11 protein-coding genes are annotated in these 15,947 nt (G+C 34.5%); 6 read left to right on the top strand and 5 right to left on the bottom strand.

Annotated features, from left to right (window positions below):
- Window positions 1–116 precede the first annotated feature (116 nt).
- A complete protein-coding gene (locus tag EDD63_RS06365; RefSeq protein WP_134169625.1) occupies window positions 117–4,580 on the top strand; it encodes a LamG-like jellyroll fold domain-containing protein in 4,464 nt (1,487 codons plus the stop codon).
- 55 nt (window positions 4,581–4,635) lie between these two features.
- On the opposite strand, the gene EDD63_RS06360 is transcribed toward EDD63_RS06365, so the two are convergent.
- The 4 genes from EDD63_RS06360 to EDD63_RS06345 form a co-directional block, all read right to left on the bottom strand.
- Complete coding sequence (locus EDD63_RS06360) at window positions 4,636–5,652, bottom strand: acyltransferase family protein (RefSeq protein WP_166667566.1); 1,017 nt, start codon at window positions 5,650–5,652, stop codon at window positions 4,636–4,638.
- 66 nt (window positions 5,653–5,718) lie between these two features.
- The gene (locus EDD63_RS06355; RefSeq protein ID WP_134169620.1) at window positions 5,719–6,072 is read right to left on the bottom strand and encodes a hypothetical protein; all 354 of its coding nucleotides are present in this window, start codon (window positions 6,070–6,072) and stop codon (window positions 5,719–5,721) included.
- The gene (locus EDD63_RS06350; protein ID WP_243833745.1) at window positions 6,069–6,974 is read right to left on the bottom strand and encodes a phosphocholine cytidylyltransferase family protein; all 906 of its coding nucleotides are present in this window, start codon (window positions 6,972–6,974) and stop codon (window positions 6,069–6,071) included. The genes EDD63_RS06355 and EDD63_RS06350 overlap by 4 nt, the downstream gene beginning before the upstream one ends.
- Before the next feature lie 2 nt (window positions 6,975–6,976).
- Window positions 6,977–8,308: a DUF1576 domain-containing protein gene (locus tag EDD63_RS06345; RefSeq protein WP_134169616.1), complete on the bottom strand. Its 1,332-nt coding sequence runs from the start codon at window positions 8,306–8,308 to the stop codon at window positions 6,977–6,979.
- Window positions 8,309–8,539: 231 nt separating this feature from the next.
- On the opposite strand from EDD63_RS06345, the gene EDD63_RS06340 reads away from it, so the two are divergent.
- From EDD63_RS06340 to EDD63_RS06325, 4 genes are all read left to right on the top strand, one after another.
- The gene (locus EDD63_RS06340) at window positions 8,540–10,234 is read left to right on the top strand and encodes a phosphoenolpyruvate carboxykinase (ATP) (RefSeq protein WP_134169614.1); all 1,695 of its coding nucleotides are present in this window, start codon (window positions 8,540–8,542) and stop codon (window positions 10,232–10,234) included.
- A gap of 208 nt (window positions 10,235–10,442) precedes the next feature.
- A complete protein-coding gene (locus EDD63_RS06335) occupies window positions 10,443–11,645 on the top strand; it encodes a Fic family protein (protein ID WP_134169612.1) in 1,203 nt (400 codons plus the stop codon).
- A gap of 85 nt (window positions 11,646–11,730) precedes the next feature.
- On the top strand, window positions 11,731–12,207 hold the full coding sequence (gene ybaK, locus EDD63_RS06330; RefSeq protein ID WP_134169609.1) for a Cys-tRNA(Pro) deacylase: 477 nt from the start codon (window positions 11,731–11,733) through the stop codon (window positions 12,205–12,207).
- 7 nt (window positions 12,208–12,214) lie between these two features.
- Window positions 12,215–13,636, top strand: a complete 1,422-nt coding sequence (locus tag EDD63_RS06325) for an LTA synthase family protein (RefSeq protein WP_134169607.1) — start codon at window positions 12,215–12,217, stop codon at window positions 13,634–13,636.
- Window positions 13,637–13,683: 47 nt separating this feature from the next.
- Here EDD63_RS06325 and EDD63_RS06320 read toward each other — a convergent pair whose 3' ends face one another.
- A complete protein-coding gene (locus EDD63_RS06320; protein WP_134169605.1) occupies window positions 13,684–15,003 on the bottom strand; it encodes a C39 family peptidase in 1,320 nt (439 codons plus the stop codon).
- Window positions 15,004–15,166: 163 nt separating this feature from the next.
- Here EDD63_RS06320 and EDD63_RS06315 point away from each other — a divergent pair, with 163 nt between their 5' ends.
- Window positions 15,167–15,889 carry a Bax inhibitor-1/YccA family protein gene (locus EDD63_RS06315; protein ID WP_134169603.1) on the top strand — a complete coding sequence of 241 codons (723 nt, stop codon included), beginning with the start codon at window positions 15,167–15,169 and terminating at the stop codon, window positions 15,887–15,889.
- The last annotated feature ends 58 nt before the right edge of the window (window positions 15,890–15,947 follow it).

The raw sequence follows: 15,947 nt of genomic DNA, 5'->3' as shown, positions 1-15,947 counted from the left end.
TCTTTATTTAAAATATGTGGTTATATAATAATTTCGTGTGTTTAGAATGATTGAGATATGTATCAAGTAGGAGAAGTAAAGGACTTTTGCTTGATTAGGAAAACAGGGAGTGAAAAATGTATAAAATAATTAAACGACTTTTCATGACGTTTGTTGTGACATGTATATGTATGACAACCTGTATCACAGGTGTTGATGCAGTGCTATTAAAAGCAGTTACTGATGAAGTTCTATATGTAGATTTTGAAGGACAAGTTGATGACCAATCGGGAAATGGTAATAACGGTACCTTAGTAGGAAGTCCTGATTTCGTGAGTGGTATTAAAGGAAAAGCCATTCACATTAAGAATGCCGGATCAACAGCAACACAATATGTAAACTTTGGAAAACCAACAGACCTACAATTTGGTGAAGGAAACTTCTCGTATTCACTATGGTACAACAGTGCTGGTAGTAATGATGATATGATCCTTGGAAATAAAGATTGGAATAGTGGTGGAAACCGTGGATGGGGTCTAGCAACATTTAGTGATGGAGTGAGAGCTAACATTGCAACAAATGGTCGTAAAGATGCATATTATATTAAAGTTAATGATCAAAAGTGGCATCATATTGCAGTAAATTATGACCGTAGTGGAGACATGGTTGTGTATGTAGATGGAGTTGAGTTTAAGCGTTTAGCAATCAACACATTGACAGGAACAACAGATTCACTTGATGTGGTGTTAGGAGCTGATGGAAATAAAGGGTTTGCACTTGCAGATGGATATATCGATGAATTACGTATGTTTAGACGTGTTATGAGTGCTGAAGAAATCAGTGAGCAATACATGGATGATGGACTCCCATATCTACGCAAAATGCATAAAGAACAATATGCGCAAATTAAAGGTAATCAAGAATACAACAGTGACTTAAAACAAGCGTATAAAGTATTAGTTGATGAATTACACCAAGATAATTTAACAGCGGCTCAATTAAATGAATTGACACCAAAGTTAGTTAGCGCATATGAAGCAGTACAAGCAAGTGCACCAGATGCAGTGCCTGGACTTGTGTTACATACAACATTCGATGATGATACAGCTACAGACATTAGTGGTTGTGCCAATAATGGATCAGTAGTTGGAAATCCTGAATATGTAACTGGTGTGAAAGGAAAAGCGATTCACATTCAAAATACTGGATTAGCTGCTACACAATATGTAAACTTTGGAAAACCAGAAAGTCTAATGTTTGGTGAAGAGAATTTTGCGTATTCACTATGGTACAACAGCGCAGGTAGTGAAGATGATATGATTCTTGGAAATAAAGATTGGAATAGTGGTAAAAACCGTGGATGGGGATTATCTACATACAATAATGGTGTTCGTACAAATATTTCAACTACAGATCGAGTAGATATAAGAGAAATTAAAATCAATGATCAAAAGTGGCACCATATTGCGGTAAACCATGATCGTACAGGCGATATGGTTGTGTATATTGATGGTACAGAGTTTAAACGTATTGATATAAGTAAGATTCCAGGAAATGTAGATGTTCTTGATGTTGTATTAGGTGCAGATGGTAAAAAAAGTTTTGCGATGGCAGACGGATACATTGATGAGCTTTACATGTACAACCGTTTGATTACACAAGAAGAAATTAATGAGCAATATGATGTAATCAAGTTGGAAAGTACAATTAAGAAATATCAAGCAATCGTTGCTGAAGCAAAAACAAATGGCACAGATGCAACAAAAATTGCTGAACTTGAAAAAGCAATTCAATCAGTAATTACAATTAAAGAAGCTGGCGGAAGTTTGGATATTAATCGCTTAGTAGCAAATTTAGATATTGCATATGAACGTTTCCAAACAACTGAAACTCCAGCAATGAGTTTTGAAGTAATTAGTGATCCTCACATTCAAGGAACAGATCGTTCATCTAAAAATAGTGCAAACTTAATTGACGCACTAGAAGATATTGGATATCTAAACCCAACATCATCAGCTGTTTTATATCCTGGTGATTTGACTGACTATGGAAGAGAAAATGAATATAAAGGATTCTATGATATCATTGAAAACTTTACACCACAAGGTACAGAAAGTTTCGTAACTTTAGGAAACCATGATGTTCGTTGGCAACCAAGTGGATGGGAAGAAGCAAAAGCTCGTTACTTGAAATACAACAAAAATATCATGGGAGACACAGATGGACGTGTTTACTATGATAAATGGATTGATGGGTATCACTTTATTTCATTATCAACAGAATCAGATTTAAAAGATCAAGCTACATTATCTGCTGAGCAATTACAATGGTTAGATAACAAACTTAGTGAAAATGATGATCCTGAACGTCCACAGTTCATTATCATTCACCAAACAATCAAAGGAACATATGACCAAGCAGATGAAGATGTTATAAAAGAATCTGAAGAAGTGAAAGCTGTTTTAAGAAAACATAAAAATGCAGTTATGTTTACTGGACACATTCATAATGGAATCGATTTAATCTCACATGTGAACTATGGATATGGAACACAAGTGGATGTACCTTCATTCTACTATTCAAGTTTTGGTAGTAAAGTAAACCAAGTTGGATATCAAGTCAATGTATTTGATGGTGGACAAATTCAAATTCGTTTAAGAGATTACAAGAATGATACGTTCTTAGATGAATATGAAATGAACTTCAACATTGATGATGTACAAGAAAGTGCATCGTCACCTGATGTACCAACAGATGTATGTAAAGTTACTGCTGGTTCAGAACAAAGTACATCTGAAGATGCAAGTAAGTTAATTGATGATGACTTAACTACAATGTGGCACTCAAAATACAGTAACGACACTCGTGAAAACCAATATGTAATCTTTGAACTTGATAAAGAAATGGAAGTTAATGGAATGCGTTACGTACCACGTCAAAGTGGAATTAATGGAAAGATTAACGCATATGAAGTATATACCTCAGTTAATGGAACGGACTATACGTTACAAACAACTGGAAAATGGTATGGTCACCGTAATACGCAGTTTGCAAGTTTTGATCCTGTAGTAGCAAAATATGTAAAACTTCAAGTAGTAAGTAACTACGGACCTGGACTTTATTCCTCTGCAACAGAAATGCGTGTGACACAACCGAAAAAAGCAAATTCTGAAGCATTCGATGCACTACAAGAAGTGATTGTACGTGCTAAAGCTTTGATTGATGCAAATAAAGAAGCATCAACAACGAAAACTTCATGGACAAACTTTAGGAATGTATATGATGAAGCAGTCTTAGTGACTTCTGATGCTGAAGATGTAGCAATTCTAGATGTAACATTACGTTTAGAAACGGCAATGACTGGTTTAGTTGATCGTGCTTCAACAGCTGACTTTGAAGCTCTAGTAGCAAAAATTACAGAATATGAAGCATTAGCTGACAAATACAGTGATGCACAGTTTGCAGGTATGAGAACTGCAATTGGTGAAACTAAAACACTTGTTGCTAAAGGAAATGCAGATGTATCTGCAACTGATGTAGCAAATGCAACTAAGAAATTAACTGATGAAAAAACAAAATTAGATGCAATTAGTCAAGGTGATCTCGATGAAATTCGTGCATTACTTACAACAACAATTGCAAATGCAACAAAAACACTTGAAGAAGCAAAAAATATGCGTCCTAGTACTGTAACAGCTGTGGAATCAGCAATTACAAATGGACAGTCATTATTACAAGCAAGTGAAACAAACATTACAATCCTTACAGACGCAATTCAACGCATTGTGGATGCTGTAGCTAAATTAGAAACCATTGTAGATAAAACTGAGATTACACAAATGATTACACTTTTAGAAGCATTAACTGAAAGTGACTACACTGAAAAATCTTGGAAAACACTACAAACAGCAATCACAAATGCAAAAGCAGTTGTCGCAAATGATGATGCAACAACTGAAGACGTACGTCTAACACAAGAATCTCTATATGCAGCTCTTAACGGTCTAGAAAAAGTAAAAGTATTTGTAAAAGACAATTTACAAAAAGAAATTGCAACTGCAGAAATTATTCTTGTGAATAGTGATAAATATGTAGCTAGTTCAATTAAGGACTTAGCTACAGCAGTAGCAACTGCTAAACAAGCGCTAGCTGATGCAACTAGTCAAGCTGATATTGATGCAGCAACTAAAGCATTAATGAGCGTTCGTTTAAAAGCACGCTTGAAACCAGATACAGAACGTTTAGAAAACCTCCTTTCGAAGACAGCTGATTTGGACACACGTCTATACACTGTTGAAAGTGTAGCCGCTTTAGATAATGCAATTACGAAAGTACTTTCATTACTTGAAAATGAAGAAGCTACACAGGCAGAAATTGATGCAGTATATAGTGAATTAGCACAAGCAATGAAGAACTTGGTAAAACAAGCTCCTAGTACATCCCCTGAACAAAATAAACCAAACAACACACAAGTCAACAATAATGGGGCTGGTGTAAATTCTGGTGACACTACAGATACAACAGCACTATATGGTTTACTCGTACTAGCACTTGCTGGTGTAGCCCTTTTTGGAACACGAAAATATAGACAACATAAATAAAACACACATGTTAGACGCAAAAAAGCTCGGGCCATAATGCTCGAGCTTTTTTGTGTTATGAAGTAATTTTGTTGATGAGTTGATTGAATTTCTGAATCCGGGCTAAGCCATAGGATATTCCAAAACTAAGCACACATAATATAATGTAGAATACTATCGTATTTCCTAAAATGCCTAGTGGAACTTTTTGCATAGCGATAATAATCATTGGATGTAAGATATACATATAAAGTGATGTGTTTCGCCATACAATATTTCTTGGTTTCTCTTTGGAAACAAGTAATGTAAATAGTGAATACGTAAATGGAATGAGTGAGATATACATTGTATTGTGTATATCAGAACGAACAATATGAAATTGATACAAAATGATACCTTCCAAAAGTAGTGCGATTGCGCTGATAATTAGATCACTCATATGAAACACTAATTTATTGCGCTGTATTTTGCGTGCGATATAGGCACCTAATACAAAGAATATCGGAGCCATAAAGATTCCATTTCGTGTACTTTCAAAGATGAAGAAGATACCATCATACAATGTGGAAATGATTGGTGTTTGGAAGATAAATCCATAATACGAATCACCAAATAAACCAATGACATATAGTACACCTGCAAAGAAGATAGACGACTTCATATTGAAGGTTTTTAGAAGTAACCAGGCAACATAGGCACCAACTAGAGAGCCCATGAAGAACCACAAGTGATAAAATGTACCATTCCATAAGAATTGTTGGAGTAGTAGATGAATATCACTCCATTGTTTATAACTGCCACCAATAAAATTAAATGGTAAGTAGATAATGATACATAAAATGTAATATTTTAAATTGCGCTTCATAAATGCGAATACTTTATCTTTGGTTTGTGTATTCTTTAGATTGTTGTTGAATAAAAAGAATGCAGAACTTACAAAGAAAAAAGGTACAGCAATTCGAGCAATAATTCTTGTGTATGTATAATCCAGTGTGGTATTAATAGATGAAAATACTGGATAGTGTGCTGCGATTACAAGTAATGCAGCCAGTATACGGAAAGTATCAATCCTTCCATATTCTTTGTGTTTCATGATATTCCCCCTCATAAAAAAGCTATAACAATCTTACCATATATTTGATAAGTATGTTATAGCGTACTAGTCGTGTCGGTATCGAATAAGTTGAATTTCTAAATGATTGGTTGTATGTGTGACGTTTGCTTCATCGATTAATGAGTTTAGCAAGTCAAATTCGAACTCATTACTAAGATCACTTGTCCCAGTCAAATTCCAATACATTTCTTCTACTGCTTCTAATCGGTTACCAAATAGTTTACCTTCAAGATCATCTACCATTGATTGATAGATGTCTTTATAATCACAAGTTAAGGAAATGATGTGTGCATCGATTTCCTCTTTTATGTGAATATGGATATCGTTTGCCCCTATGGCATACGCATACGTCGTAAGTTCTTCAGATATCTTACTTATAATACGTTTGGTGTGTCTCATGATACAACTTTATATGCTGGGTCGATATCGCAAAGTTCTTTAAAGGTATCAATTTCAATAATATCACCTTCATGAACTGGTTTAATATGCACGCTATAGTGATCAATGCATTCACGTAATGCAACTTCATCCCAGTATTTTTCTTTACCGCCTGGACTTTGGTATACAGTTTCAATATCGGTTGCTAGTTTTTTTCCATCTTCTGCACTCCAATAAGAAATTCCATACATGTGGTGGCAGTTTTTACCACCAACTGCAAGTTCTGTGATAACACCTTTCTTTGAATAGAAACACCAGTCATCAGTGACGTCTACTTTTTTACCCAAGTAGTTGCTGTTGTATTCGTAAGCACGAATAATCTCTGGGTTATATAAGACTAAATCCGATTCTAGTACATAAGCATTTTCAAGTAAGTCTTTGGCAATATATGCACTTGAAATATTGTTTGCTTCATTGTAGAAATCGTTATCAATGAATGTAATCATTGGATATTTTGTTAGTAGGGTATCGAATTGTTCTTTCAAATATCCACGAACAATTGTAATATCTTCAATTCCAGCTGCAAGAACTGCATCAATTAAGGTATCGATGATACGTTCGCCTTTCACTTTGATTAAAGGTTTTGGTGTATTTAAAGTAACAGGAACCATGCGGCTACCAAATCCTGCTGCCATAAAGATTGCACGTTTTACCTTATACGGTTCTAATGCTTTGTATCCAGCTGCAGTAACTTCATATTTCGATTTTCCTAATACGTCAATGTATCCAAGTTCTTGTAATTCTTGGATAGCTTTGTTTACAACGCCAAGCGATACATCTAATTGTTTTGCAATATCGCGTTGTGCGTATTTTTCTTTCTTTTGCGTAAATGTAACAAGTACTTCAAATTGTTGATGTGTCATAGTTATCTCCTAATAATCTCTTCCTCTAGTGTATCATTTTCTACACGTTTTGAGAACCTCGCTTCTTGTTGTCGACGTCTTTGTTTAGCAAATACATCAATGATTGGTAAGACAAATAATGCAACTAGTCCGGCAGAGAATCCATTGTTATATAAATTGATCCCTCCGTGATACGCTCCGATGCTTTGTACTAAAGCTAAATGTAGCATTCCTGTCACAATTCCAGCAACCCAGCCAAACTGTCCAGCAATTGGTGCAAGTCCGGTTGCAAATAAGGCAGCAAGTAAAATCACTGGTTCATGTAAGGCTCCCATTCCTATATATCCAGCAATGACTACACCTAGGACTAAAGGAATAGTATTTCGTAAGTGTTTACCAAATCCTCCAAAACCGACAATTGTAAGTATTCCACCAATTGTAGGTCCATTAATATGTCCACCAACAAGCAGTACATAACTTGTGTAGGTAATGCCTAGAATTCCCATATTGAATAAAACGGGACCGCAATTATCCGAACGAATGAAATCACTAACAAGACGTCCAGAGCGTTTCATCAGTTGGCGATAATTACGAAGTACGTGTTTATCTAAAATACATGCACAAATGATAAAGCAAATGAACACTCCATATAATAAAAGGATAACACCAAGATGGTGTGAATCATACCAATGTAATACTGGTGTACTTTCATAACCGATTTGTGAGATGATTGCATAAATAATCGTGCCAGCAAGTCCAGCACCAAAGCCAACATTATATAAGTTATATCCTTGGTGAACTGCTAAACAGGCATTAGAGACAGGTGCTAAAAAGAAACCAACTGCCACAGTTACTAAAAATGCCATGAGTAGTGCTGCAACTGTATTGTTGTGCCACAAGGCGAGTTCACTAGTTAATGGCGCTAAACTTGTCCCAAAGAAAGCAATATAGATATACTGTCTAAAAGGATGTTTTTGAAGCTTTGCAAAGATGTATACGCCTGTGATGATTCCCCATATATTGACAATGTTTTTACCAAACATCCCAAATCCACCCATGAGAAATACAGCAGCGATTGCCATTCCACTAAGTTTCGCTTTAGATAGTTGCAATAAGCCAAGAGATAAAAGCATCAACAATCCTGCATTTAAAAAGGTCGCACCAAATCCAGCAATCTCTACATAGTCTGTAATTAGGCGATCTCCTTCCATAATTATTGTGGACATTCCATTTATAATATTACTTACGGAATCCAATAAAAAAGCACTACCAATAAAGATAAGTGCGAAAAGTATAAGAAAAATTTTAATTTGATGGTCTTGTGTGTTCTGTAGTTTCGAAATCGTATCTTGCATAAGGCCCTCTTTATATTCTTTATAGTATTAGTATACAGGAAAATAAAACCGTAAAAAAGTACAAGTCTTTATTTTTTATGAACGAATCGTCGATGAATACTACATAATGAATATACTTACATTTATGAAACAATTTACATTATAGCAAAGAAACTTTTTTCAAAAATGCTTTTTTTTACTGGTGTTTTAGTGTACAATGGTACTAATGTTTAATGGAGTGGAGGTAATTTAATGAAAGAAAAACTATATTTACATGACAATGTGGCGATTATTAATTTCGACTTAGCATACCCTACATCAATGTCTGAACTACTCGGTTCTAGATCGTTAGGTTTATTTGCGAAAAAATATTTAAAACATTTGGAAAAACGTGATCCAGACTTACATGCTTGGGTAACTAATGGATTTACAATGGATCAAGCTACACGTGCACTATCACGCGTGTTCCGTCAACTCATCGTAATGAATCCAGATGAAATTGATGATTACTACTTAACAGATAAAGCGAAATTACTTGAATTTGTCGAAGGTCTATACAACTACTGGAAATCTCACCAACGTTTCTCTTATACAAGACAACGTTACACTGGTAGAAATGCATCAAGCTTCGTGCTTTCAGATTCTAACTTCAATACATTACTTCGTAGTTCATACCGTTTCCTTGAACAAAAACTTCAAGGAAGAAAAAGTGGTGTGTACCGTCAGTTACAAGCAGGAACGAACTCAGCGATGTCAACATATCGTGCACGTAAGTTAGCGTTCCCTGAAACATATAAAGCGTTTGCGGATATCCCTATGATTGAAGCAGTAATGTTACGTACACCAATGATCTTAACAACAAGATCAAACAAACGTACAGGTATGTTTGAAGAAACGGATAGAAACCCTGTAGAATACTTTACTGGAGATAAGAGTACTTGGTTTTGCTACCCTGCAAAAGTTGGGGATTTATTAGTACATATTTACTTCCACCGCGATTTCACTTGTAGTGGAGTATCACTGGCTAACTTATTTGAATTAGCAAACCCAGAAGAAGCACAACAAAAACCAGATGCAATTGTCCAATTTGCAAATCAAGATGGTAAAGATGAAACGAAATTCTTCTATGATGAAGAAAACGATATTTATGTAGGTAGTGTTTCTTACATGCAACAAGCAGAATACTTTGGATATATGAAGAAAATGGTACTTACATTACACAACCTTGTTATGATGAGACGTGGTTGGTTACCAATTCACGGTGCCTTTGTTAATATCACACTTTACGATGGAAAACGTAAAGGTATTATGTTAATGGGTGATAGTGGAGCTGGTAAATCAGAATCAATTGAAGCCTTAAAAGCATTAGGTAATGATGTAATTAAAGATATCGAAGTTGTCTTTGATGACATGGGAACGATTCACATCGAAGATGGTGTTCCTTATGGACAAGGTACAGAAATTGGTGCCTTCATCCGACTTGATGACTTAGATCCTGGAACTCCATACCGTGATATGGACCGCTCAATCTTCATCAACCCAGATGTATTGAATGCACGTGTTATCACACCTGCTGCACCATATAGCGTAATTGCACGTAACCATAAAATCGATTTATTCTGTTATGCAAATAACTACGATACAGATTTAGGTATGCGTCAAATTGAAGATATGGATGAAGCAAAACCAATCTTCGTTGAAGGTAAACGTATGGCTAAAGGAACAACGCAAGAAGTTGGTTTATCAACTACGTACTTTGCTAACCCATTTGGACCAATGCAAAAACAAGAAGTTTGTGATCCAATCATTGATGAAGTCTTTGATACATTGAAAGCAAACAACATCTACGTTGGAGAAATCTTCACACACTTAGGTCTTGACCGTGGTGACCGTGATGGTATTAACGTAGCTGCTCAAGAATTATTAAAATTCATCCAAGAAGGATAGAACTCATTTAGACATTTCACAATATAGTGAAGTGTCTTTTTTTTGTTTGTTGAAATTGGTGAAAATCAAAGAACAAATAGTAGAAAAGCGAACTGAATTCATTTTACTTGTTGAAAACGTGGATTTTTAACACGAAACATGATAATATCTTGGTAAAGTTGTTGAAAATCTAAATAATAAAAGATTTTCGTAGGTTAGGAGGAGTTAGATGGCGTATTTATTACTTTCAAAAGAGTTTTATAAAAATCCTGATAATTATGAATTGCTATATAAGCAAAGATTTTATAGTGAGTCATCTGTTCATTTGAATTTTAGAGTTAAAGAAAATCCTTCATTTTTTGTAATTAATAATGAAATTTCGAATAAAATAGCTGAGGTATATAAACTCAGTGGTGTTATAAAAGATTTATTCAATGATTTGCCAGAAGTAGCAAAGCAATCGTTTCAACAGATGATACTAATTGAGGAAATTATGATCACCAATGAAATCGAAGGAGTTTCTAGTACAAAAAAGGAAATTGAGAGTGCAATTGAAGAAGATAAAAAAGTAAAAATGAAGAACCTAGATACTAGGTTTATTGGTCTTGTAAATAAGTATAGTAGTATTATAAACAAGCAAAACATCAACTTGAAAACATGTGAGAATGTTAGGAAGCTTTATGATGCATTCGTTTTAAATGAAATTGAAGACAAAGATAAACCAGACGGAAAAATGTTTAGAAAGGAAATTGTAAATGTAATAAGTGCTACTCAAAAAGTTCTGCATAAAGGATTATATCCTGAGCAAGTTATAATTGAAACAATGCAAGAATGCTTAGATTTCGTTAATGACGAACATAATGAACTAAACACGTTGGTAAGGATTGCTCTTTTTCATTATATGTTTGGATATATTCATCCGTTCTATGATGGGAATGGAAGAATGAGTAGGTTTATAAGTAGTTATTTACTGAGCAAGGAGTTAGAACTTTTTGCGGGTTTAAAGCTGTCTTGTTCTATAAAAAATAGAATTAATGATTATTATGATGCATTTAAAATATGCAATGATGATAAGAATAAAGGAGATTTAACCCCATTTGTTTATACTTTTATTGATTTTTTATTGGATTCATATAAAAGTTTAAGAAAGGAATTAAAAGCAACAAAATTTAAATTAGACTTCTATATAGATAAACTTAAGATGATTACGACAGAAGAGAAAAAAATTAATTTTCTATATGTGCTTCTTCAAAATTCACTTTTTGAAGATGATGGTCTATCGGTTAGTGAATTAAAAACAATTCATTCAATTGGGGAATCAAAAATCCGTGAAATTCTTCGAGAGTTTAGTAGCAAGAAAATAATAACATGTAAAAAAATATCAAAGAAAAAGCTTTATCGAATTGATTTAGAATCGCTTGAGAAAATGTAATATAAAGCATAATATGTGAATGATTCGGTATATATAGACTCGTTTTGAAAAAGTATTATATAAAGTAATAGATAGGAAGTGTCATATGAAGAAACTACAAAAAACTAATGCAATGCGTATTCTTGAACAAAAGAAATTTGAATATCATACATATAGTTATGTACCAAGTGAAGATGGTAAACCTGGAGAAAGTGCTTTGCAAATTGGAAAGCCAGCAGAGATGATATACAAAACCCTTGTATGTGTAGCCAAAAGTAAACAACACTATGTATTTGTAATTCCTGTATTACATGAATTAGATTTAAAGAAAGCCGCAAAAGCAGTAAAAGAAAAATCGGTTGAATTAATCCATGTTAAAGAATTACTTCCACTAACAGGATATGTACGTGGTGGTTGTTCACCTTTTGGAATGAAGAAATTATTCCCAACAGTTATTGATGCAAGTGCATTATCACTTGATACGATAATTGTAAGTGCAGGAAAAATTGGACAACAAATCGAGACAAGTAAAGATGCATTTGAATCAATTTTACATGCATCATTTCTTGATGTAGTGGTATAATACGAAAATGAGTTATTATGTAATTTTATTAATCCTATTTATCGGTTTACTAGCATATATTAGTGCGCGGTGGGCGATACAATATTTTGGATTATCATGTTTCGAACAAATTGTGTTTCATTTAAAGGTACCTTTAGAAGGGGCTAATCCACAATTCTTAATTGACTGGGTAAAACTTTGTTTTATAAAGGCATTAGTTATTGCACTGGTTATAGCAGGAGTGATTTATTTCTTATTTTATGACATTGCGGCTATTTTAAGTTATGGAGCTCTTGTTGGATTGCTTATACTTGCGATGCAAGAAGTTGGTATTTTTGGATGGGTTGTTAACTTGTTTAGAAAAACGAATTTCTATGAAGAAAACTATGTCGATGCTAGTAAAGTGAAACTGACTTTCCCCGAGAAAGAACGTAATTTGATTCACATTTATGTAGAATCACTTGAGAACACATATAGTAGTGTTGAGAAGGGTGGAAACTATAAAGATGATTTACTATACCCAATTAGTGATTATGCTTTAGAAAACGTGCATTTCTCGCATAAGGAGAATTTAGGTGGTGCTAAAGAATTATCAGGGACAGGTTGGACAACAGGAGGTCTTGTTGGACAAAGCGCTGGAATACCATTGCTTGTTCCTTTGAACTGCAAACGATTTAGTGAATCACAACCATTCTTTCCAGGATTAACCGCACTTGGAGATATCTTAAAAGCCAAAGGATATCAACTGGAATACCTTATTGGTAGTGATGCTGCTTTTGGTGGAAGACAATCGTATTTTAAAGATCATGGAGATTTCAAAATCTTTGATTTGCGTTATGCGAAAGAACACGGATTTTTAGCAAAGGACTATAAAGAATTCTGGGGTTATGAAGATCGTAAACTATTCGATTTTGCCAAATCAGAACTGCTTGAACTTGCTAAAAGTGAGGATCCATTTTACTTTGCGATGTTAACAGTCGATACACACCATCCATATGGGTATGTTGATGCGCAGTGTAAAGAACAATACAGTGAGCGATTAAGTAATGTTATTGCTTGTGATATTAAAGAACTTACAGAGTTCTTAGATTGGTTGAAACAACAAGATTTCTATGAAGACACAACGGTTGTTATTAGTGGAGATCACTTAAGTATGGCAGCAGGGTATATTCGCTCAACCTATGATAAGTCGTATGAACGAACAACCTTTAATTGCTTTTTAAATAGCGCAGTACAGCCATTACAACCATACAATCGCGAGTTTGTGACACTAGATATGTTTCCAACTGTATTAGCTAGTATGGGGGTTACAATCGAAGGAGATCGTTTGAACTTAGGAACAAATTTATTCTCAGATAAGAAAACGTTAGTTGAAACGTATGGATTTACATATGTGGATAAAGAACTACGTAAACAATCTAAATACTATAAACAACATATTATGAAATAGAAAAAATGAGTAAGTAACTGCTACGTGCAATTGCTTACTCATTTTGGTTATTCACTTGCTTCTGCTTTTCGATAAATGTTGATAATACGTGTATCGCCATTTGGATCTTTAATTGTTTTGATTTCTAATAAAATGTAACCAGCAATATCAGATACATTATCATTGTCTGGCATATTTCCTTCGATTTTTGTTTTTAGGATTGTACCTTGTTCATCTTGCCATACAGTGGTTGTCACAATTCTGTGATATGTATTTACTGTATGCATATTTCCATTTTCATCTGTAGTAGTTGTAGCGGAAACAACGGAATATCCAGGAATATCTGAAATGCCATCATTATCTAGTTTTGTTCCATTTTCTTTAGCACGTAGAACACTACCTGCTTCATCTACCCAAATGGTGTCTTCTGTTTTTACAACCTCTACTTTTGTAATTGCATGGAATAATGCACCGCCATCGTTTGCATCAACTGGATCGCTACTTCGTTGATTCCAAATGGAACTAACTAAGAATGCACCACTACGTGTATCACTATATACATCATACACATAGGTATATCCATTGCTATATCCGTTTAAGACAATAGCATGAGATGCTCCAGCAGGTGCCCAGTTACCTGGACCAACTGCAGCAACGACTGTTTGTCCTTTGGCAAGTGCTTCGACAAGTTGTTGTTGGCTCATTAAGTTTGTGGATGTTGCTCCATAATGTTCAGCTGCAATACGTATACCAACGCCGGTTGTACCAATGTATTGTTTGTTGAACTCATTGGTATTGTAGTATAAATAGTCAGCTACAGTTACTGGTGATACAGGTATACCAGCAGCAGTTAATGCCATTGCTAATGAAGTAGGAACACAACCTGAGTTTGCCATATTCCAAGCCGGATTGAATGCGTGACTTGCCCAACGTGGATCGCGTTGAGAATAGTACTGTAATGTACGTGGCAAATCATAATATGATGGGTTGTACTGTCCTTTCTTTTCCGCTTCTTCTGCGGCTTTTTGACGTTCTTGTTCAATTCGGTAACGTTCTTGTTCTTTGGCAGTTTGCGCTTCTAAATACGCTTTTGCTTCCGCTTCTCGTTTTGCATCTTCTTCCTCTTTCTTCTTTTTTTCTTCCTCTTCCTTTTTCTTAGCTTCTTCATCAGCGGCTTTTTGTTTAGCATCTGCATTTTTGTTTTTTAAAGGAATCAATCGTCCTTCATAAGTCGAAAGAGTTGATGAGAGTGTAGCACCAGATGATTTTTTCGATGTATCATCAGATGCTTCAACACCACAGCCACTTATGATGACACAACATAATATAAATAATGTAACACACACATTTCTTAGCTTCTTAAAAGCTCCCTTTACTTTTTGTAACATGAATAGTCCCCCCGTGAATCATATATATTATAGAATGAATTTCGAATAATAACAATTTTTTATAATGAAAAACATGAGTATAGCTATATGAAATTATGGTGAACTCACTTGAAACTATATATAGGTGTGATATGATAAGTTATACCAAAGGAGGAAATTACTCATGGAAACTTATGAAGGGAAAAATGGACCTGAATTATCCATTAACAATGAGAATTCATTACGTAAACAATTAACGAAAACATTCGGATGGATGTTTCTAGGATTAGCAGTCACTTTTGGAGTAGCATTTTATTTGTTTAATACTCCTGAGATGATGTATTCAATTTTCAGCAGTCGCTTTGGAGTGATTGCAATTGTAATTGCACAATTTGCAATTGTTATTGCTTTTAGCTCACTAGTCTTCAAAGTAAAGCCTGCAGTTGCATTAGCACTGTTTATAGGATATGCAGCAATTACAGGAGTTACGTTTTCAGTTTTACCAATTGTTTATAACGTTGCAACAATTGCACAAGCATTTGCGATGGCAGCAGTTTACTTTGCTTGTTTGATGGTGATTGGATTAACAACGAAAAAAGACTTAACAAAAATTGGATCAATCGCAATGGCTGGATTGTTTGCAATGATTATTTATAGTTTTATCTCTATGCTATTTGGATGGAGTAGAGACTCATTTATCTATTCATTTATTGGACTTATCGTATTTGTAGGTTTAACTGCATGGGATGCTCAAAAAATGAAGACGATTTATGCACGTTATCAAAATGATTCAGAAATGGTAAATCGTGCATCAATTTACATGGCATTAGAACTATACTTAGACTTCATTAATATTTTCTTATTTATTTTAGGCTTAATTCAACCAGTGCATACCAAGTCTCGATAAATCACTGATAAGTACTGAATAATTTATGTGTCTTTAAAGCATTTCTTGTGATGGTAAA

Origin of the sequence: Breznakia blatticola (assembly GCF_004365815.1) — a bacterium.
GTDB lineage: Bacteria > Bacillota_I > Bacilli_A > Erysipelotrichales > Erysipelotrichaceae > Breznakia > Breznakia blatticola.
The sequence above is the reverse complement of the archived record's forward strand: the minus strand, read 5'-3'. Positions and strand labels throughout refer to the sequence as shown.